At 49.1% G+C, this 20,289-nt stretch carries 16 protein-coding genes; 9 read left to right on the top strand and 7 right to left on the bottom strand.

Going from position 1 to position 20,289, the window contains the following annotated elements; genetic code table 11:
- Nucleotides 1–33 precede the first annotated feature (33 nt).
- Complete coding sequence (locus tag FT643_RS14865; RefSeq protein WP_156872206.1) at nt 34–660, bottom strand: TetR/AcrR family transcriptional regulator; 627 nt, start codon at nt 658–660, stop codon at nt 34–36.
- Between the two features lie 92 nt (nt 661–752).
- Here FT643_RS14865 and FT643_RS14860 point away from each other — a divergent pair, with 92 nt between their 5' ends.
- From FT643_RS14860 to FT643_RS14850, 3 genes are read left to right on the top strand one after another with little or no spacing between them, the layout of a single operon-like run.
- Nucleotides 753–2,003 carry an oxygenase MpaB family protein gene (locus tag FT643_RS14860; RefSeq protein WP_156872205.1) on the top strand — a complete coding sequence of 417 codons (1,251 nt, stop codon included), beginning with the start codon at nt 753–755 and terminating at the stop codon, nt 2,001–2,003.
- Nucleotides 2,004–2,007: 4 nt separating this feature from the next.
- Complete coding sequence (locus FT643_RS14855; protein WP_156872204.1) at nt 2,008–3,396, top strand: cytochrome P450; 1,389 nt, start codon at nt 2,008–2,010, stop codon at nt 3,394–3,396.
- Complete coding sequence (locus FT643_RS14850; protein WP_156872203.1) at nt 3,393–4,259, top strand: SDR family oxidoreductase; 867 nt, start codon at nt 3,393–3,395, stop codon at nt 4,257–4,259. The genes FT643_RS14855 and FT643_RS14850 overlap by 4 nt, the downstream gene beginning before the upstream one ends.
- A 92-nt stretch (nt 4,260–4,351) precedes the next feature.
- On the opposite strand, the gene FT643_RS14845 is transcribed toward FT643_RS14850, so the two are convergent.
- Nucleotides 4,352–4,828: a VOC family protein gene (locus tag FT643_RS14845; protein WP_156872202.1), complete on the bottom strand. Its 477-nt coding sequence runs from the start codon at nt 4,826–4,828 to the stop codon at nt 4,352–4,354.
- 311 nt (nt 4,829–5,139) lie between these two features.
- Between FT643_RS14845 and FT643_RS14840 the strand changes: the two genes are divergently transcribed.
- Entirely contained in the window at nt 5,140–6,612 is a 1,473-nt protein-coding gene (locus FT643_RS14840; protein WP_198043573.1) for a mechanosensitive ion channel family protein, read from the top strand.
- 18 nt (nt 6,613–6,630) lie between these two features.
- On the opposite strand, the gene FT643_RS14835 is transcribed toward FT643_RS14840, so the two are convergent.
- Nucleotides 6,631–7,779 (bottom strand): AI-2E family transporter, encoded by a 1,149-nt coding sequence (locus tag FT643_RS14835; RefSeq protein WP_198043572.1) that lies wholly within the window; start codon nt 7,777–7,779, stop codon nt 6,631–6,633.
- Nucleotides 7,780–8,132: 353 nt separating this feature from the next.
- On the opposite strand from FT643_RS14835, the gene FT643_RS14830 reads away from it, so the two are divergent.
- The 3 genes from FT643_RS14830 to FT643_RS14820 all read left to right on the top strand — a co-directional run bounded on the left by FT643_RS14830 (nt 8,133) and on the right by FT643_RS14820 (nt 10,595).
- The gene (locus FT643_RS14830; protein WP_156872199.1) at nt 8,133–9,413 is read left to right on the top strand and encodes a hypothetical protein; all 1,281 of its coding nucleotides are present in this window, start codon (nt 8,133–8,135) and stop codon (nt 9,411–9,413) included.
- Nucleotides 9,413–9,841, top strand: a complete 429-nt coding sequence (locus tag FT643_RS14825) for a hypothetical protein (protein WP_198043571.1) — start codon at nt 9,413–9,415, stop codon at nt 9,839–9,841. Before FT643_RS14830 ends, FT643_RS14825 begins: the two co-directional genes overlap by 1 nt.
- Before the next feature lie 166 nt (nt 9,842–10,007).
- Nucleotides 10,008–10,595: a DUF502 domain-containing protein gene (locus FT643_RS14820; RefSeq protein WP_198043570.1), complete on the top strand. Its 588-nt coding sequence runs from the start codon at nt 10,008–10,010 to the stop codon at nt 10,593–10,595.
- 1 nt (nt 10,596) lies between these two features.
- Here FT643_RS14820 and FT643_RS14815 read toward each other — a convergent pair whose 3' ends face one another.
- The 3 genes from FT643_RS14815 to FT643_RS14805 all read right to left on the bottom strand — a co-directional run bounded on the left by FT643_RS14815 (nt 10,597) and on the right by FT643_RS14805 (nt 13,887).
- The gene (locus tag FT643_RS14815) at nt 10,597–12,021 is read right to left on the bottom strand and encodes a hypothetical protein (protein ID WP_156872198.1); all 1,425 of its coding nucleotides are present in this window, start codon (nt 12,019–12,021) and stop codon (nt 10,597–10,599) included.
- A 17-nt stretch (nt 12,022–12,038) separates the two neighbouring features.
- A complete protein-coding gene (locus FT643_RS14810; protein ID WP_156872197.1) occupies nt 12,039–13,121 on the bottom strand; it encodes an amidohydrolase family protein in 1,083 nt (360 codons plus the stop codon).
- 259 nt (nt 13,122–13,380) lie between these two features.
- The gene (locus FT643_RS14805) at nt 13,381–13,887 is read right to left on the bottom strand and encodes an RNA methyltransferase (protein WP_156872196.1); all 507 of its coding nucleotides are present in this window, start codon (nt 13,885–13,887) and stop codon (nt 13,381–13,383) included.
- A gap of 213 nt (nt 13,888–14,100) precedes the next feature.
- Between FT643_RS14805 and FT643_RS14800 the strand changes: the two genes are divergently transcribed.
- Both FT643_RS14800 and FT643_RS14795 read left to right on the top strand, forming a co-directional pair.
- The gene (locus FT643_RS14800) at nt 14,101–15,840 is read left to right on the top strand and encodes a GMC oxidoreductase (RefSeq protein WP_156872195.1); all 1,740 of its coding nucleotides are present in this window, start codon (nt 14,101–14,103) and stop codon (nt 15,838–15,840) included.
- The gene (locus FT643_RS14795; RefSeq protein ID WP_156872194.1) at nt 15,840–16,889 is read left to right on the top strand and encodes a lipase secretion chaperone; all 1,050 of its coding nucleotides are present in this window, start codon (nt 15,840–15,842) and stop codon (nt 16,887–16,889) included. Before FT643_RS14800 ends, FT643_RS14795 begins: the two co-directional genes overlap by 1 nt.
- Here the strand turns inward: FT643_RS14795 and FT643_RS23910 are convergent.
- Nucleotides 16,886–20,146: a diguanylate cyclase gene (locus FT643_RS23910; RefSeq protein ID WP_198043568.1), complete on the bottom strand. Its 3,261-nt coding sequence runs from the start codon at nt 20,144–20,146 to the stop codon at nt 16,886–16,888. The two genes, FT643_RS14795 and FT643_RS23910, sit on opposite strands and share 4 nt — an antisense overlap.
- Between the last annotated feature and the right edge of the window lie 143 nt (nt 20,147–20,289).

The following is a 20,289-nucleotide window of genomic DNA, read 5'->3' as shown; positions in this document are numbered from 1 at the left end:
AGTCTAATACGTCCAGATATCTTTGGTAAATTATTACGGGGTTAAGACTTGGGCCCCATGTGGATCCTGATCAGCGTTCAGGTAACCCACCACCATGTCCGTCATCCCCGACACGACTTGCTGCTGAGTCAGCAACGCGGTGTTTTGCCCGATAAACCGAACCATATTAAACAAAACGCTATTAACGATTATAAATACCCGGACATGCAAATCTTCAATCGGATTTTGCTGGTAATTTTTCAGGAAATACAGCCGCGACAAGTCCATAAAGCTTTGTTGAAGGGTGTCCATGACTTTGTCAGTGGGCAGATTGTTCCAATTGCTCACCAATTCGAGAAACAGTCCATCACGGGAATGCAATACAGAGAACCCAAATTCAATAATCGATTGCACATTATGACGTAAACTGCCGCCTTCGATCATGGGTAGCTGAACCAGAAGAGAGGCGATATCGTTTGCTAACTTGTCCATCAACGCTTCGATTAACATTTCTTTACCATCAAAATACTGATAAAGGGATCCCACGCTGACCCCAGCAGCATCCGCAATATGATGGGTAGTAACAGCATCCAACCCTTTATCGATAATGGTCTGTGCTGTGGCTTCTATCAGAGCATCAACCATCTGCCGTGATCGTTTTTGCTTGGGCTTCTTGCGCATAAATCAAAATAATCCGAAACGCGAATTGAATGCGAATAAATGTTCGCATTAATCTGTGGACACATCAAGCGACTGTTCACCGGAGCCAACCCATGCCCATGCACCAGGAAAAAAGCCGGATCCCTGGCCGAGCGAGGCCCTTTGAGAAATCCCAAAAACCCACCCCGCTCTGGTTGAAAGCACTACTGGGACGTGAACTGGCGCCTTCACGTGAGGAATACACCGCAGTTAATCAAGCCCTCTGGGTGGGTGATTACAACATGGATGGCCTGGTTAATTGGATGTTTGAGGCAGACGCTGGGAAACGTAAGGCTCAAATTCAACAGGCGATACAATGCGGCCCTGACCGTGTTAAGGACTGCCCACAAGAGATTCAGGCATTTTTTAAAACACTGCAACCCGCCCCGACCTGGATCGATTTCGATCTAATCGAAGAAGGCATTCGCTTCACACACAGCAGCGGCTTGGCAGCGGGCTACGTATTGCGTGACCTGGCTTTGATGGGTGGCTATTTGCTCTCTGGATTTAATCAATCCCTGATCATGACCGGTGCGCTCAATAAAGGGACTTCGCGGCGGATTGCGGAGACCGGGAAGTGGTGGATTGATTGCACCGAACCACATGGTTTGAGGCCTCAAGGGCCCGGATATCAATCCACATTGAACGTCAGGCTGGTCCACTCACTGGTAAGGCGCGGCCTGAATAAACGTGCGGACTGGGATCACAGCCACTGGGCTTTACCCCTGAGCCAAATCGATATGGTCGCGACCTATTTAGGATTCAGCGTAGTCATGCTGGTGGGCTTGCGTAAATTAGGCTTTCCTATTCTGCCCCGCGAATCAACCGCTGTGATCCATCTTTGGTCGTATGCCTGCTGGCTGATGGGGGTTGAGGAACAATGGCTAGTGAAGTCGGAAGCGGAAGGGTTTGTGCTGCTAAACCATACCTACATGACGCAGAGCAAACCCGACGAAAACAGCAAAGAGTTAGCCGAAGCACTGTCGAAAGAACCGCTCGAGCGCACGTACCCTCGCTTTGAGCGAGCACAAAGAAAGCTGTCATACCATCTCCATTTAGGCATGAGCCGCTATTTTCTTGGGCGCGAAAAAATGCAGCAGCTGGGCTTTAAAGACCAAGGGATCCCCTGGCTTACGCTAGCGTCCAATGTTCCACGGCCCGCAATTTATTGCGCTGGGCACTTCTTACCGGGTATGCGTCCACATCAGCAACGGCGCGGACGGAAAGCTCAGTTGGCCATGTTGACTGCCATGTTTGGGGATGAGGATCACGGGCTGATCGCCCCAGATCGCAATCACCCTGCTCATATCGATACCGGAAATTAGCACTATGATATTCGACTTCATTCAAAGTCAAAACGCAGGCCGGCATTTGAAAGCCACGTTGCCGGGTGAGCCGGGCTTACCGCTGTTAGGACACAGTCTGGACTTCTTGTACCGACCGGTGAAAACCGCACTCCGATTCGAACGCAAACACGGCCCGGTTTTCTGGCTCAATATATTTGGTATGACTGCGGTGGTTTTGATCGGACCGGAAGCCAATAAACAGGTTTTACTGGACCGTGAAAAAGCATTTTCAAATTCCAGGGGATGGGATTTCTTTATCGGCGCATTTTTCAAACGCGGTATTATGTTGCTGGATTTTGATGAGCACCGGTTCCATCGCGGAATCATGCAAGCAGCATTTAAAAAACAGGCCTTGTTGAAGTATGTGGAACGGATGAATCCCGTTATTGAATACAGTTTGCAGCAATGGCCGGATACGCCTGTTAATAAAGGCCAGCAGACAGCGTTCAGGGTATTACCGAATATTAAACAGTTGACACTCAATATCGCGACCGAAGTATTTATGGGGGAGCAGCTTGGCCCGGAAGCGGATAAAGTAAACCAGGCCTTTGTGAATTGTGTGTTAGGGGGCACAGCGCTGATTCGATATTCCATTCCTGGTGGGCGCTGGCGCAGGGGTTTGAAAGCGAGAAAAACACTAGAGTCGTTTTTTGGTTGCAGGGTTGCGGAGCGTCGACGCAGGCCCGGCCCGGATCTATTCAGTCAGCTATGTCAGGCAGTAGACGACAACGGCAAGCGCTTCAGTGAAGAGGATGTCGTAAATCATATGATTTTCTTAATGATGGCCGCTCACGATACTTCCACCATCACTCTGTGCGCTCTATTTTACTACCTTGCCAAACACCCTCATTGGCAGCAAGCGCTGCGCATCGAATCTGAAAATCTGGCTAAATCTGCTGTTGAATATGAGGATTTGGACAAACTCACCGGTATCGAAATGGTGATGAAAGAAGCCTTGCGTATGATGCCGCCGGTGCACGGTATCCCCCGCCGCACTGTCAAAACAGTAGAAGTTAACGGATCAATTATCCCAGCGGATACGTTTGTTATTATCAGTCCTTACGTCACACATTATCTGGAACAATATTGGCCCGATCCGGAACGGTTCGATCCGGAGCGATTCAGCGACCCGAAGCGAAAAACACAGCAACAGCCTTACCAGTACATTCCGTTTGGTGGCGGCGCTCATAAATGTATTGGCCTTCACTTTGCTGAACTGCAAGTCAAAACCATTTTGCATCCCATTTTACTTAATTACCGCTGGCAGATCCCGGACGATTACGTGCTGCCCATCAATTTTACTACCCTACCCAACCCCGCTGATGGCTTGCCGGTTAAGTTATCGCGCCTGAATCGAGGGTCACTGACATGACACGAAAACTGAATAAAACGGTTTTGATAACAGGGTGTTCTTCCGGGATTGGCCGGGACAGTGCATTGTTTTTTCAGAACAAGGGCTGGAATGTCGTGGCCACAATGCGAGCTCCGGGCGGCGAGCAGGTGTTGAACCGATTGCCAAACGTGATTTGTCCGCTGCTGGACGTAACCGATGTTGAATCGATTCAGAAAGCAATACAAACGGCGTTGGTCGAATTTGGCACTGTTGATGCGGTGGTGAATAATGCAGGTTATGCGCTGATAGGGGCATTTGAAACCCTGGATGCGGTACAAATCCGAAAGCAATTCGATACGAATGTTTTTGGATTAATGGAGGTGTGTCGATCCATACTTCCTCACTTCCGCGAACGCAATCAGGGCATATTGATCAATGTCGCCAGTATGGTGGGTCGTGTGCCCCTGCCACTTTACAGTGTTTATAATGCCAGCAAGTTCGCTGTCGAGGGCTTTTCAGAATCACTCGTTTACGAGCTGGAAAATTTCGATATTTGTGTGAAATTAATTGAACCGGGTGCTACTGACACGGCTTTCTTTGGTGGTTCCAGTGACCGCTATAATGGCACCGGTGTTAAAGCGTATGATGATTACTGCGCACAATTGTTACCCCTCATGGACTCTATCGGACCGGCCGGATCTGATAGTCAGGATATAGCCGAAGTAATCTGGAAGGCGGCCACTGACGGTCGCCATCAGTTACGCTACGCTGCGGGATCCGATGCCCGGGCATTTCTGCTGGCTCGGCGCATTTTGCCGGATGGTCTGTTCAAGCGCACCATCAAGATCAGTCTGACGCCATGGGCGTTGAAGACGGTCGGTAAATTGTTCTATCGAACGTAACCGGTTTTGGCTCCTAGAAAAGACAAATCAATCACATCATCAAATTCGGAGAGACCCGGGAGAGACATTCGCCCGGGCATATCCTGTTAATTTTATTGCGCCGCTAACTTGGCAAAAGCATCAATCACTTCTTGGGGCGCCTGAACCAGCTCGATCAACACGCCCTCTCCCGCGATCGGAAACTCGTCATTGGCCTTAGGGTGCAGAAATGTGATATCAAATCCGGCGGCGCCCTTGCGAATGCCACCCGGGGCGAAACGAACCCCTTTTCCGGTCAGCCATTCCACCGCAGTAGGCAAATCGTCAATCCATAGCCCAATGTGATTCAGCGGTGTGGTATGGACGGCGGGCTTTTTCTGCGGGTCAACTGGCTCCATCAAATCGACCTCAACTTTGAAAGGACCCGTACCAATGGCGCAGATATCCTCATCCACATTTTCACGTTCGGACACAAACGTACCTGTAATATCGAGCCCCAGCATATCAACCCACAGGGTTTTAAGTTTGTCTTTGGAGGGGCCCCCGATGGCGATTTGCTGAACACCCAGCACCTTGAAAGGACGGTTCATAAATGTCTTCCTATTGATTATGTATTGGTTGTGTAGTCGGAAACCCGCCTAGTATACCTTCCAGGCAACGGATTTTTAAATGCGAATAAGGCGTTCTGCGACCCCGCCGTTTGCGGTAGACCTTCAGCTTGTGAAGGCGTAGTTACGTAATTTCTGCAACCGACCATGTAAAAATTGCAAGAATCGACGGCTGGTAGCCATGGCTGCACGGTTTTAGAGTGGCATAACTATTGAATGACGGGTACCAGCCGTTTCGGTCCAGCATAATGTGCAATTGCTTTACAATCAGTCTGTATCAGGGATACCATTATATGAAAATCAAAGCGATGAATATCGCAAGTCTGTTTTTTGTTTTCTCTCTACTCTTCACTATTGAGCCCGTCTTCGCGGCAGCGGATAGCACGGCACACGACCAGCCTCAACAACAAGCGGTTGCGGCTGGCTCCAATACCCTTTCGGTGGATAATCTCGATCAACTGATCTCTACTCTTGAAACAGAACAGGAGCGCCAACGATTTATCGATAATCTGAAGACCCTGCAAGCGGCTCGGCAAAGGGATGAATCAGCAGATTCCTTCCCTTTACTCGACGCGTTAGATTTGGAACGACGGAGTGGCTCGGTTCTGGACAGTATTATGGTGGCATTGGAAGATTACGGGTTAAGTGATTCTACAGCAGGTGGAATAATCCGCCTCGCCCTTGTTGCCATTGGACTGGTGGTTTTGGTGTTGTTAAACGGCTGGCTGTCCAGAAAGTTTGATCGTTCATTCGACCCGATGAGAAAAAAATTACATCTAAGCCCAACCCGATTTGACCTGTATTTTTTAACCCAGCGATGGTTTGTTTATTTTCTGGCGCTTGTCACGTTTTTCATCGCGTTGGACCAAACGTTTAATCTGAGCGTTCAGCACGTGTTTCCCGGCTTCAAATTTATGGAAATTTCCGCCCAGTTAGTGCAATTGTTATTTGTGGTGTTGTTATTTATCACTGTCTGGGAGGGAGTCAACGCGGTTACTGAATACCTCTCGTATACCAAGCGAGTCGTGGGCAATGCCAGAATGAAAACGTTGATTCCGGTCGTGCGTAATATCTGTCTTGCTGTGTTGAGTGTCCTCGGTGTTCTGGTCATTTTGGCCGAATTGGGAATCAACGTGATGCCGCTTTTGGCCGGCGCCGGAGTTTTGGGTATTGCGATTGGTTTTGGAGCGCAAACCTTGTTTAAAGACTTTATCACCGGTATGACCATTATTTTTGAAGATTTGGTGCAAATCGGCGATGTTGTGCGGGTGGGTGATCGCAGCGGATTGGTGGAAAAGATAACAATCCGTAAAATCCAACTGCGTGCGCTGGACGGGACTGTTCATACCGTACCTTTTGGCGAGATCGCTGTGGTCGATAATCTTACCAAGGAGTTCAGTTATTACCTGATGGACATAGGCGTTGCTTACCGCGAGAATATCGATGAAGTCATGCAGTGCCTCCAGGACATCGACAAGGAGCTGAGGCAGGACGAAAAATTCAAGCAAAAAATTCTGGAACCGCTGGAAATTTTCGGACTGGATAATTTTGCCGACAGTGCGGTAGTGATCAAAGCCAGAATCAAGACCCGTCCGATCGAACAATGGTCGGTGGGACGCGAATTCAATCGCCGCATGAAAATGGCGTTTGACGAGCGCGGCATCGAGATTCCATTCCCCCATCAGACACTGTATTTCGGCGAAGACAAATCAGGCCAGGCCCCCAGCGCGAAACTCAGCTTAACGGCAACGGAAAGCCAAGTTTGATTCACGCTGATGAACTTCCTAATCACCGGAGGGCGGCTCAGAGGGCGTATTATTCTCTGCGCGCTCTTCCCACTCGGCAACGTCGTCTTCAATAGCAATTTTCTTTGCCCCCGCAGGATTAAATTCCAGCACGAACATGTTCCACAGGGTGAAGAACAACGCTGCAATTAACGGCCCCACTACAAACCCCTGGAGACCTACCAACCCAATACCGCCCAGTGTAGAAAACAGCACTATATAGTCTGGCAGCTTGGTATCGCGCCCCACCAAGACGGGCCGCAGCAGATTATCCACCAATCCGATCACGAACACACCGAACGCGATCAAGCCCACGCCTTCAATATAATCGCCTATCGCCAACAAGTAGATGGCCACCGGCGCCCAGATCAGACCGGTTCCAACGGCAGGAATCAGAGAGGTGATCGCCATAACAGCAGCCCACAGAATTGCCGGCTGGATTCCTATTACCCAAAAAATAAAACCGCCTAATCCGCCCTGAATTAAACCAACCACCAAATTACCCTTCACGGTCGCCCGGGAGACTTCGGAAAACTTGGCAAACAAATGGGATTCTCTATCATCATCCATAGGAAATGCGATTTTGATCCAGTTAATGATCTTTGGACCATCCCGCAACAGATAGTAAGCCAGATACAACATAAGGCCCAGATTGAGCAAAAAGGACAGCGTATTTTGACCAAATTTGAGGGATTGTTTGGTAATAATATTGGCACCCGATGAAATCACCGAGTTAAGTTGCTGCTTAATTTCATCAATGCTGATGTTGTACTTTGCCAGTTCTTCCTTAGCGATCGGAAAAGCCTTAGTGATTTGATCCAGGTATTCGCTGGTTTTAATTTCACCGGATTCAAATCGCTTATACAGATCGGATGTTTCAGAGATCAGCGAGGTAAGAATGAACGAAAGTGGGATAATCAGAATGACCAGAGAGATTACAATCGTCGTGACGGCAGCCAGATTCTTTGAACCGCGGAATAACGAGACCAAGCGCCGATGCAGCGGGTAAAAAATAACGGATAAAATGCAAGCCCAAAGTATAGGTGAGGCAAAAGGCAATAAAACCCAAACAAACGCAATTGAGGTAGCGATTAGAACCCAGATGAATATCCTGGTGTCGTCAACCTTTACATCGGGGTTGCTGTTCACTGATTTTTTCTCCTGTTTTCGAATGATCGTCCGGTTGTTTCCCGGTGTGGGTGCCCGATTGTATTCCCAGACAAGTCGGTTCAGGTAATTTTTTCTATTTAAAATTGCGCAGTCTCAACCGGTCTTCCCTGCAAGCGATTAAACAATGCAATTCACTCGCCATTCCGGCAAATCCCCAGGCGCTAATTGTGGTGTGAGGTTCTCGCGGATTTGACCTTCCGTGAGGCGGTTACGCATGTAACTAAAAATTACACAACCTCAACCTTGTGACCAACGCATTACCCATTCCGCTGCTAAGCTCATTAATACGGCTTCTCCATTAAACACCAAACCCGCCATGAAGGGCTTTTTGCATGATTTCAGCTCAGCGCCTGCGTTCGCTGATGATACTGTGGACCGTATTATGTCTCAGCGGCGTCGCAAGTGCATCGAATAGCGTAGGTATAAAACACTTTAGATTCAGTGGGTTCGCTACACTTGGTGTGACCAAATCCGGTGATGAAGACCTTGGTTTTCACCGGGACCTGGATCGTGAAGGTGTGTTCGATGGTGATTGGTCTATCGCGGCAGATTCTCTGGTGGGCGTACAGTTTGATGTGACTGTGAACGACCAATTCGGCGGAGCAGTACAGTTGGTGGGAAAGGACCGCACTGAAGACAGTCTTGAAAACAGCGTGGAGTGGGCATTTTTACGCTATCGCCTGAATCCGAACTGGACAGTCCGGGCTGGCCGGATCGGATACGATCTCTTCATGTTATCTGACTATCGCAATGTCGGCTTTGCGTATCTATGGACGCGCCCGCCAATCGAATTCTATGCCCCCCTGACATTTACCGGCTTTAACGGCGGCGATATAGCCTGGGCCGGCGGATTTGGCGGCGGTACGCTGACAGGCAAGATCGCTTATGGTAACACGGCGTGCACGTTCAATATTTTGGGTAATCTGGTTGATATTGAGGCTAGGAATATCATAGCCGCTACCCTGAGCTGGGAGTCGGACCGATGGCAGTTTAAGTTAAACGCCTCGGATACACAGGTCGGCGAAAAGGGCGGGTTTTTTCCGGGGTCAGCCCCCCTGGCGAATATACTTCAGCAGGTATCGCCTATTTGGCCGGAAGTGAGTCGGGTGCTTGATGATTTCTACGTGTCAAACTCACACATTTTTTATTACGCTGCAGGGCTTGCATATAATAGTAATCCCTGGCAAATCCAGGCGGAAATCAGCCGTACTGATCCCAAATTGAATCTTTACCCCTCCACGCTTCAAGCCTATGTTAGCGCAGGCTATAAGGTGCAGGCGTTCACCCCGTATCTAATGATCTCTGGAGGCCAGGTGCAGGAAGACGCCAAGCAGGCACCGGATGCACCGGTCCTACCGTCAGCCCCCCAGATCTCCGGCCAGTTGGTGGCCATTCAGCAGGGAGTTCAATCGGTCTATGACGCTCTTAATACGGATCAGACTACGCTCACGGCCGGTATGCGCTGGGATATTCGATACGATACCGCACTAAAGGTGCAACTCGACCATTCGTGGGTTGGGCAGAAAGGATTCAGCCTGTGGGATACCAGAAACATCCCCACCCAAGATAAAAAAGTGTATACATTTTCCATTAACCTGAATTGTATTTTTTAATGACGACGCGGCTAAAGCAAATAATCTCATTGACCTTCGGGCTGCTGCTGACAGTAAGCGCCAGTGCCGACATCGTGGTTGTGGTGAATGCCGCAAATCCGGTCGAGCAATTAAGCTCTCGCGAGTTGGTGGATCTGTATATGGGGCGCAATCTGTATTTCCCGGATGGCAGCTTGGTGCTGCGGCTGGATCAGTCACCGGAATCCGCCACCCGTATAACGTTTTACCGAGAGTTGGTTGATAAAAGCGTAGCCGAAGTAAATGCCTATTGGGCCAAGCTTTTATTTACCGGTCGTGCCACACCACCCCAAACTGTTGAGAGCGCCGCTGGTGTATTGCAGGCAGTACAAAGTAATCTCAATGCAATCGGTTATGTCGATAGCGAAGACCTGAATGGAAGTGTCAAGGTTATCGGACGTGTTCCATAAACGCCGTCAGTGTACTTATCAATAATATACGATCCGCCTAATCAGACCGTGTGCGCTTCAGAGTAGCGATAACACCCGATGAGCATTGAATCCTGGCATTCAACGCTGGCTCGGGTCAATATGTGCGTGCACGTATTATCGAAGATTAGACGAAGGGATAAGAACAATGAATGCAGCCTATAAGCATGTAATGACCAGCATAGGAATAGGTTTGTTAGTCATAGCGCCAGTCTATTTATCCATATTGCTTCTACTAAAAGCCCTCCATTCGCTCGGGCAGCTTCTCCATCCTGTTATCGAGATCTTACCAGTGTATCTGCAATCCAAAACCGCTTTTGCGTTAGCGGTGCTACTGATTATTACCTTTATCATCGGCACCGCCCTTCGCACTGGGTTGGGTATGCGGGCACGCTATAAACTGGAAAGTGCGTTATTCGAACGTATTCCAGGTTACGCTATGTTCCGCGGCTTCACGCAACGGCTGGCCGGTGAAAGCGATGAGGAAACCTGGAAACCGGCATTGGTGGAAACCGATGACAGTGCTCTGATGCCGGTGTTTATCATCGAAGAATTGACAGATGGCCGTTACACCGTTTTCGTGCCTTCGGTACCCACCCCGCTGGCCGGTGCGGTGTTTGTATACGAACGGCACCGGGTGCATGAAGTGGATGTACCCTTTGCTCATGCACTGCGAGTGATTTCCCGGTGGGGTGAAGGTGCTCAGGATATGGTGGCGGCTATGAAAAAAAAATGAATCAGAATGCCACTGTCAGGTCTGTATTAAATACCCAACCGTTACCGCCAACCGCAAACGGGACACTACTGTACCCCACTGGAGAATCTTTCAGGTATAACGCCTGCAAACTGAAACGAAGTTCTTTTCGTTTCATCGGAAACCAGTTCACACCCAGCGTAAAATCATACGGGTCACCATATTCACCGAGTATTTGTGAATACTCTACATAGGCTTGGAGTGCTTTTGGAATCACCATGGCTGAGCCCTGCACTTGATAACCCTGATCGTCTAACTCGGTTACCGGAATCATGCCTACTGTCTGGAAATCATCCACCCATCGATGATAATACTCCCCTTCCAATGACCAGCCCCTATATTTAAAGCCCGCGTTTAATGCCAACATTTTATAAGTCGCTTGCCGAATCATTCCGCCTGTCTGGAACGGATCGTTGCCAAAAATCAGTGTGCCGTCCGATAAACGGATCTGGGCATTTTCAAACCCCTCTGTTCCTGGCTGGGCCTGAGCATCTTCGCGGCTGCGAGTAAAGTGTATGCCAATTTGGGTGGCAAAGACTTGGTGAAATTCATAATCACCGATTCCCTGCCCCGGACCGTATTCGCCGGTGGTTGGCATCCACCAAATCGCGCCTGAAAAGGTATTGAATCCATCATCGAGCTGGGAAGCATTAACGCCGAGTTGACTTAAGTTATTGCCCAACATTGCGCGATAGTTCAAGCCCGGCATAATCTCCCCAGACGCCCAGATACCCGAGGTATAAGATCCGCGGAAAAATTCATCGGCGATAGAGCGGTGATCGTTTTTCAGCCAGTTAGGGAACGTATAGTTGGTCGAACGGGTACTGGGTAAAGCACCGATACCGGCATAAAGTGACAACCCTTCATTAAAACTGTACCCCAGATTACCCGCAACGACGACTTGGGCCGGATCACCCTGACTGGTATTAGAGGTCCAGGTATAGAATAAATAGCGAAATTTGGGATCGAATAACCAGCCTTTGAAATTCAACGTCAGTTTTTGGAATTGAATGTCGTTGCGTAGATCCAACGTGGACGAACGGCCGAAGCGGTCTGTGTAAGTATCATTCAGTGCTCGTTGGTTAAGATAGCGAACATAGGTGAACGCACTGAAATCCACTTCACCCACAGGTGTGCGTGCTAATACAAAACCTTTCCCGGGTTCGTACTGTCCCCGAAATTCCGTGTCCGCCTGTTGCACTCCGGCTTCTTGCCGGGCTTGTTGTTCAAGTGCCTCGATGCGCCGCTCGAAACGTTTATTCTGCTCCGAAAGTTGATCGCGATCTGCTTTTAACTGCTCAAGCTCTCGCTCGACGGTGGTTGACTGCGAGTCCGCGTTAGCAACGTTTGCTGCAGGTAAAGACAGACTTAATATCGCGAACCCGCTCATCACTTTCAGTTTTTTCATTTTTATTCCGTTTTACTCTATTTCGCAGGTTCATCAGCCGCTGTTTCGCAAATTGCAGGCGCGTGATAATTCAGCCCTAATAATCGGAAATAATTTTCCCCCAGGGCGATATTACGAAACGCTTCGTCGTCAATTGCTTTCAACGCGCGACTAGTGATATCAAATTCTTTTGCATATTGATTGAAATCTTTCGTGCTAGCGGCGACGAAATCGGATCCGGGAAGAATGCGGGTGGAATACTCGTTGAAAAATGCAATAAAGATATCGCCCCACTGATGATATGCGTTAAACAGGACATCCCAGGAAATATCAAGCATCAACGCTGGGTAGCGATCGAGCAAATCTTTCATGATCGCAACGTGTTTATTAGGATCCATTGAGGTCAATTCTTTCGACAGGCCCATATGAGCCCATACGATTTTATTATCAGGATAGGTTTCAAGCACATGCTGCATCAAAAACAGAAATTCGGTAGGATTATCGTTGTTACCCAGATCAGAGTGCAATGTGACAGGAATATTGCGCTCGCGTAATAGCTGCATAAACGGAGCCCAGCCATCAATACTGGTCAGGGTGGCCGGCTCATGTTTGTTGGCTAATAGGGCTTGCTTCATAACATTAAGTTCACCGGCCCATTTGAACATGCCGGGGAATTCCTTATCGTAAAGCTGGATTGTTTTAACAATATCTTCAGGATGCGCCAGATCGGGAAAGGTCATGGACAAGGTGATATGGAGATTGGGATGCGGGTATTCCACTGAATCCATACCGTTTATAAAATCATTCTTTATGCTCGGCTGAGCTGCAATGCCCGGACAATCCAGGTAGTAGGTACAACCGGATTTCAATTCCAGCACCTGGCCAATACCGAAGTAATTCACGAAACGGATACCGAGCTTGTTAAAGTACGTGAACATCTCTTGAGTCTCGATAGGCGCTCCGCCGAATGGCTGAGGATGAAAATGCCCATCGATTATGGCGGTGTAAGGCTCGGTCGCTCGGTCATAACATGCTTGCTCATCCGTCGCTAAAGCGAAAGACGCCAGACTTCGCTGAGACCCGGGCTGCGGCGTCCCTGAATGCTTCTGAACCGGCAGCATTTCACAAGCCGAGATTGTAACCAGAACCGGAAAAAGTATGGCGCACCGTTTAGATGACAGCGCAGAAGACAAATTATGATTTCGAGTTGTACGGTATTGTGCCATGGTTGCGCCCATCCGTTTCAAGCCAAGTTCAAACCCAAACTGTTCGATCTATGCCGTGTTCAAGTCCGCATTGTAGGTATTGAATTACGCATTTGCTAGCGAAAAGTCCACCGTATTGCTTTCACAATGCATAGAGAACCGGGTAAAAAGAGAATTAGCGGGCGCGCACCCTGTTATTGGTATCTCTGCTTTTTTTAATCAGCGACTCATAGTCGTCGGACTGCGCGAATTTGCTCATGCGGTCATAGAGTAAAACATTAACCGTCGCCGCCAGGTTCATACACCCGCTAGTGGGTATGAATACCGTTGCGTCTGCCCGGTCAATAACGGACTGCGGCAAGGTCCCGTCTTCCGGACCGAACAAATACAGTGCTCGCTGCGGATGTCGAAATTGCGGCAGCGGGATGGCGCCCAATGCTAATTCCACACATACAATCGATACGCCCTCTTCCGCTGCCAGCACTAAATCGTCAACCGGAATCAGCGGGATCTGACTGCGTATGTTCTGGGTGTCAGTACTAAACCGCGCAGCCCGATCATAGCGTTGACCGGTGTAATAGACTGCATTCGCCACATAACATCCAGCGGCGCGCATTACACTGCCTACGTTTTCAGAACCCTTGGGATTATAAAGCCCGATCATTGATCTAAATTCCGCCATTTTAGCAACCACCACCTTCGTCAATCCGATGCACCGACTCTCAGTACAATGTGGCCAATAGTAGAGGTTAAGTTGGCCAGTTGCATTATAAAGGGCATCAACCACTTTATTGTTTTGCGGGTTTACTTACTATTCACCCGATTGAATAGAACGACCCAGACACCCTTTATATTCACCCGGAAGTGCGATTGATCAAATCCAAGGAACACGGAAATGCATGTATACCTAAAGTCATTAATAGCCTTTGCTATGTTTGCGCCTGTAGCGGTAACTCAGGCAAGCCCCGTAACAACCGGGAAGATTCATTCCCGTTACCCTAAAGCGAAAGCCGATTACGAAGCCATTGTAGTGGGAAGTGGATACGGTGGTGCCGTGGCTGCTCTGAATCTGGGAAATTGGGGTGTGGATACTCTGGTCCTGGAGCGTGGCCGTTGGTGGAAAGTTGAAGACCCGGCAACCGATGCGACCTTTGCCACTGTTGAAAGCATTGTCGAGCAGGCCGATTCCCGCGGGACCTGGCTTGACACCCGTTGCGGCGGGAATTTCTACCTTACCCTGATTCCCCCTATTCCCTGCGCAGTTGATACCGGAATACTGGAAGTGATCGATAGTGAACCGAATGCCTATGACCATTCCCCAAAAGTCATCGCTGAAGGCATCAACGTGATGGTGGGCGCTGGTGTTGGTGGAGGTTCATTGGTCAACAATGTGATCACTTACCGGCCCACGAAAGAAGGTTGGGATTTGTCTTTTCCACCCGCTGAACTGCCTTACATGCAACGCATCTGGAAAAGTCTGGAAACACGCTACTTTGAACGTGCAGAAAGCCGGCTTGATGCCTCGCCGGTGCCGCAGGATATCCTGATGACCGACGCCTATACCAGTTCTCAGGCTATGTGGAGTTTCGGCGCAGCAATGGGGTACCCGGACGAGAACCCGGAGGTGCCTGAAACCCAAACCTTTGGACGCGCATTTGCGCCTTTGATGGTGGATTGGGAGGCAGTGCGCGAAGAAATTGCCGGAGCACGCACACCCGCGTTCATTCTCGGAGAGGTTTGGTTCGGAAACAACAGTGGCGCCAAGAAATCGCTGGATAAAGACGACGCCTATTTGGGAAAAGCGATTGCGACCGGCAATGTGGATTTGCGGGCGTTACACACCGTTCAAAGCGTTCAGTACGATGAGCAAGCCGATCTCTACACGGTGACAGCCGTGCATACGGACGAGGAGTACAACACGCTACAGGAGGTTTCGTTTACCACGCGCAACTTAATCATGGCAGCGGGCTCGGTAGGCACAACCAAAATACTGGTCAGGGCCCGAGAGCGTGGTGACTTACCCAAACTAAATCGACACGTGGGCACGATGTGGAATAATAACGGCAATACCTCGCAACTGCGCTTTGCAGCCGACGGTTTAATTGGCCAAGGTGGGCCTGCCGGAGTGAAACTTACGGATTTCCGCGAACCGGGTAACCCGGTGGTTTTGGAAAATTTATCTCAGCGCGTGCCATCAGTCTTTGCCCAGGATCCACAGCTATCATCGTTTTTTGGCGCAATGCTCACCATCGGTATCGGTATCCCGCAAGGGACCGGCAATTTCGATTATGATGCAAAAAATGATACGGTAGCATTGCATTGGCCCGCTGATGCCTCCGAAAATGTCTACAACCGGGTGACAGAGCTCTACAGTGACCCCCAGATGCCAGGTACACCGTATATCCTGCCGTTGGAATCGTCGCAGAAAACAGCCGTACATCCACTGGGCGGCGTTCCCTTCGGCAAGGCGACTGATCTGAATTGTGGATTGAAAGGTTATCGCGGACTGTACGCTGTGGATGGTTCGATTATGCCGGGGGCGTCTGCTGTGGCCAATCCGACTCTGACGATTACTGCGATGGCGGAGCGCTGTATGGATTACATAGCTCCGTCCATCCGCTACGGACGACGTTAATGGTACTGAAAGCAAAATCCGAAACGAATAACAGACTGAAATTAATGGTGGTGGCTGGTATCGCAATTGCTGCCCTATTACTGGGCTTTGTTCTGGCCGGAATATTCCATTCCGGGCCAGAACAAAGCGAACGAGTACCATCCAATGCGGATAGCTCTGGTACACCTAGGCCAGACACAGACCAGCAACCTCTATCAGACATCTGGCAATGGGAAAAAGTGGATACCACGAGAAACGCTGACGGTGAACTATCGGCCTCTTCCTCCACCATAACTGCTTCGGGCTTACACCGAAAAGGCGTGCTCGATATGATCGGCAGAATTCAATACCAAGGTGACCAACTGATACTGGATTTCGATGCAAGAAAACTGCTGGAATCCGCGTTTGACAAATTGGGTCATCAGGCCAATCCTGGCCAGATCAACGAAATACAGACTATGTTAAAGCAAGTATTACCGGGCGCAATCGGGGAACAGGCGTCGGACGTTGTGGGACGATACTTTGAATATCAGCAAATAGTACAAAATAACGATTTAGACAGCCTTTCAGTAGAAGAGAGCATTGATCTGCGAGAGCAGGTTTTGGGGGTAAAGCTGAACTCTCGTCTGTATGGGGATGAACAAGCCTATCAACGGTTTTTGGGGGCAATAGCTCGGATTGATGGCAACGAATCATTGTCCAAGAGCGAGCGCAGTGACGCCGTGCGGCGAGTCAAACAGGACCTGAATGATGGGGTGTTTTTTGTAGCAGACGCTAGTCCGCAGGAACTGAGTGATATCACGGGATTGGTAGATTCTGCGCCGGAATTAAAAGATTATCTGAAATTGCAGGCACTTGCTCTTAGCGCCGCACACAAAAGCAGCGACGCCAATCACTCAGATTGGCAACAGCGTTATCAACAGTATGACGAGCAACGCCGCTGGGTGGTTGAGGCTGCCATGGTCGCGGAGGATAAACGTAAACAATTGGATCGCCTTTATAGGGAATTTTTCTCAGCAGAAGAACGTGCCAAAATACATGACTATATCGACCCTGATAAGCAGCCTTAATCAGCAATCGTCAACTGGTTGCGACCGTTTTCTTTCGAACGATACAGCGCCTGATCGGCCCGTTCGATTAACGAGGTTTTCGGCTCATTGGGAGTTTTTAACATCGATAAGCCCAAACTGATGGTAACGGAAAGTGAATTTCCTTCGTGAGAAATAGGATGGCTTTCGATGCAGGCTCTTATCCGCTGAGCGACATCCTGCGCGGATTCCATGTCGGTAGAGGGCAAAATTACAACCATTTCCTCTCCTCCATATCGAGCTACGATATCGCTGGTACGGCAAGTTGCTTTAATAAGCTGGGCAACCTCTCTCAATACCAGGTCGCCGAGTTGGTGCCCCCAATTGTCATTGAATTTTTTGAAATGGTCGATATCAACCAGAATCAGTGCTAATTCACGCTCATGCCGGATGGCAATGGCGATTTCCTGCGAGAGCATATTCTGAAAATATTCGTGATTGAACAAACCGGTTAAACCATCGAATGCGGCCTTTCGGGACAATTCCAGCCGACCCGCGGCTGCCATTCCGATAATTTCAAGTGTGTCGAAACGTTCCTGAGTGAACGTTCCGCTGGCAAGATTGTTTTCAAGATAGATAACGCCGTTAAGCTCTTTCTCATCGCCACCGCCACTTACAATGGGCAAACACAGCACTGACCGAACCTTATTTTCCTGAATATATTGGTCCAGCTCCAACCCCGGGATCTCTTCCACGGGTTGTTGGGCATCCCGTATAACCACGGAATTCAAGGTGCGGGTGACAAAGTGAAAGAGAGCCTGAGGGATGTTTTCAGACGTCACCGGAAGCGATTGCAAAATCCGTGGAGTGCCACCGTCTACATCCGCCTCCCCCTCAATGAAATACTTGCCCTCGGCATCTCTGAGTATGAGAATTCCATGCTGAGCACCGGCAAACTCGACGGCTGAAGCAACAATAACCTCCACCATCCGGCTGTGGATTTTTTCTTCTGCGATAGCCTTAAGCGCTTTCATTAATGAGGTGATATCAAAACTGGCCATATGCGCGGTGGTGGTCCCCGCAGCTGATTTCTTTACCGTATTGGTGGCCTGGGATAGTAAGTGCGGATAGCGATAGTGTATGTCGTCAACTTTAGCCTGCGATCCCCAGCGAGTATAAAGCTCACAAGCTTGTATCAGATAAGGGGTAGCCAGTGTATCCCGCTCAGCACGGGCGTGCATGGCTCCGCATAACTCTACCGCAAGTGCCTGCTCGTGAATAAAGCCCTGAGCTGCGGCCAATTTTGCAGATTTGTCGTAGAGTTCGTGCGCGCCGAAATGGTCGCCTTCAACACGGAGTAAATCGGCAGCAACCAATTCGTATTTGTTCTGATAATTATCCGGGCAACTGATCGAAAGCTTTTTAAGGGCTTTTTGGTTCCTTATTACCGCCTTCATCAGTTTACGTTTCACTTTGGTATTCGGTTCATCAACAATATTCGCAAGCCGGATCAGCGAATCAATCATAAATGAACGCACCGGGCGATAGAAGCCACCGGATTTAAACCGGCTTACCTGGGCATTTTTGCGTTGTTTAAGAGCGGTTTTGTGGTCACCGAACATATAGCTTAATAAAATGGAATAGTCTTCATCAACTACAAGTAGCGAAGCATCATTGATGTCTTTGTGCTGCGAGTATCTGCTTTCAATGTCATAAAAGTCACCCGACAGAATCGAAGGATCATCCGCCTTGCCGGTCAGGTTGTCGCAAAATTGTTGCAGCGCTTCGATGTATTGAGTTTGATTACCCTGGTTCAGAGACTTAAGAATGGTACGCACTTCTTCTAGGTTTTCACGCCACTGGTTCAGGCCTAAACCGGTATCGAATTGATACACCGCCAGAACAGACAAGGCTAACGCCGCGTATTCGAAGTCACCGTTTTCAAGGCTCAATCGATATGCATCCCACAGCGGATCAACCGAGTTCCGAATCGGCTCCTTCCAGTGTCGCACCATGCCATTGAACACATGGATCGCCCTCCCCCTCAATGTGGAGTTTTCATAGCGATCAACCAGCTTCATCGCTAACTGTCCATATTCGAAACCTTTATCCGCTTTTCCTAACTCACTGGCCTGGATCATTCCATACACACCCCAGGTGGTAACCGCTTCCGGGGTGTGTCCGAACTTTAACTGCACCCGGGCGGAAAACAACACCATTAGCGGCAAAAGATTCGGTTCAACAAATAACGCAGCCCTGGCAATCCGGGCGCCCAGCGCGTTTGCAGCAATGTGCTGGGCATCGCTCATTTCCGGCAAGTTGAGAATTTGTGCGATGCTGGTATTGCGCAGCGCCCAACGTAGTTTTATTAATTCAATTATGACATGCTTCTTGGTTGCGAACGCTGGATAGGGATGACCAAGTTGCGCCAGAACCGGTTTAGTCATATCGACGGCTTCACGGAGTTTACCTTGCGCTACCATTGCTGAAGCCAACACAATATACAGATCTACTTTATCCAGAAGGCTACGGGCGTGTTTCAAACCGGGGTCTATGAACATATCCAGCTTTTCAAACTGGTGGCTAAGATAAGCTGCTTCAGCAGCATCAGTATGAATAGAAAGCTTCATATCATAATGACTCTCCCACCATTGATCGTTGGTGAAAGAAAACGCCTTGCTAAGGTAATCCAGCGCCGCATGGTAGGCTGTTGAATTTTTGGCGCGCATACCGGCTTGAATATTAAGCTGGCACAATTGAATGAACTCGTCTTCGTCCTGAATTAGCTCTGATCCAAGATTCAGATGGTTGGTCACTTCAAACAAGATATCTTTGTTCTGAAACAGAATCAGATCCGGCAGCAAAAGGCGCCCAATATTCAGATGCGCTTCTTTGCGTTTGTTTCTATCCAGAATAGAATAAGCCGCCTGCTGAATTCGGTCGTGCGCGAATGCGAACTCAACCGTCAAATCCTCAGTTTTTAAACCATCAAGCTCAAGCAACTGATAGGCACCGGAAATAGGTGCAATAACCCCTTCGATCATGGCTGTGAACAGGTGTTTGGAAATATTGGCAGCAGGCGACTGGGACACCACCACCAAGCTGCGTAACTGGAAGCGATTGCCTATACAGGCTGCCAATTCAAGCAACTCCAGTGTTTGCTTTGGTAGTTCTTTCAGCTTCGCGGTCATCAATTCGACCAGGTTGTCCGTCATTTGCTGAGCTTGAATCTGATCGAGTTGCCACGTCCACCGGCGTTCTATTTGAGAAAACGAAATCAGACCTTCTTTGTGAAGCACTTTTAGAAATTCTTCCGTAAAGGGGGTCCTGTGGAAGAACCGACAAATTTGACAAGTTTGCATAAACGACCAATTTATCATCAATTCTGAGGCCCATCGTCACGCCAAAAATGCTGTTTCACATGATCCTCCAATATCCTTGC

The organism is Ketobacter sp. MCCC 1A13808 (assembly GCF_009746715.1).
GTDB lineage: Bacteria > Pseudomonadota > Gammaproteobacteria > Pseudomonadales > Ketobacteraceae > Ketobacter.
Note: the sequence above shows the minus strand (reverse complement) of the source record. Positions and strands in the feature narration are given on the sequence as shown.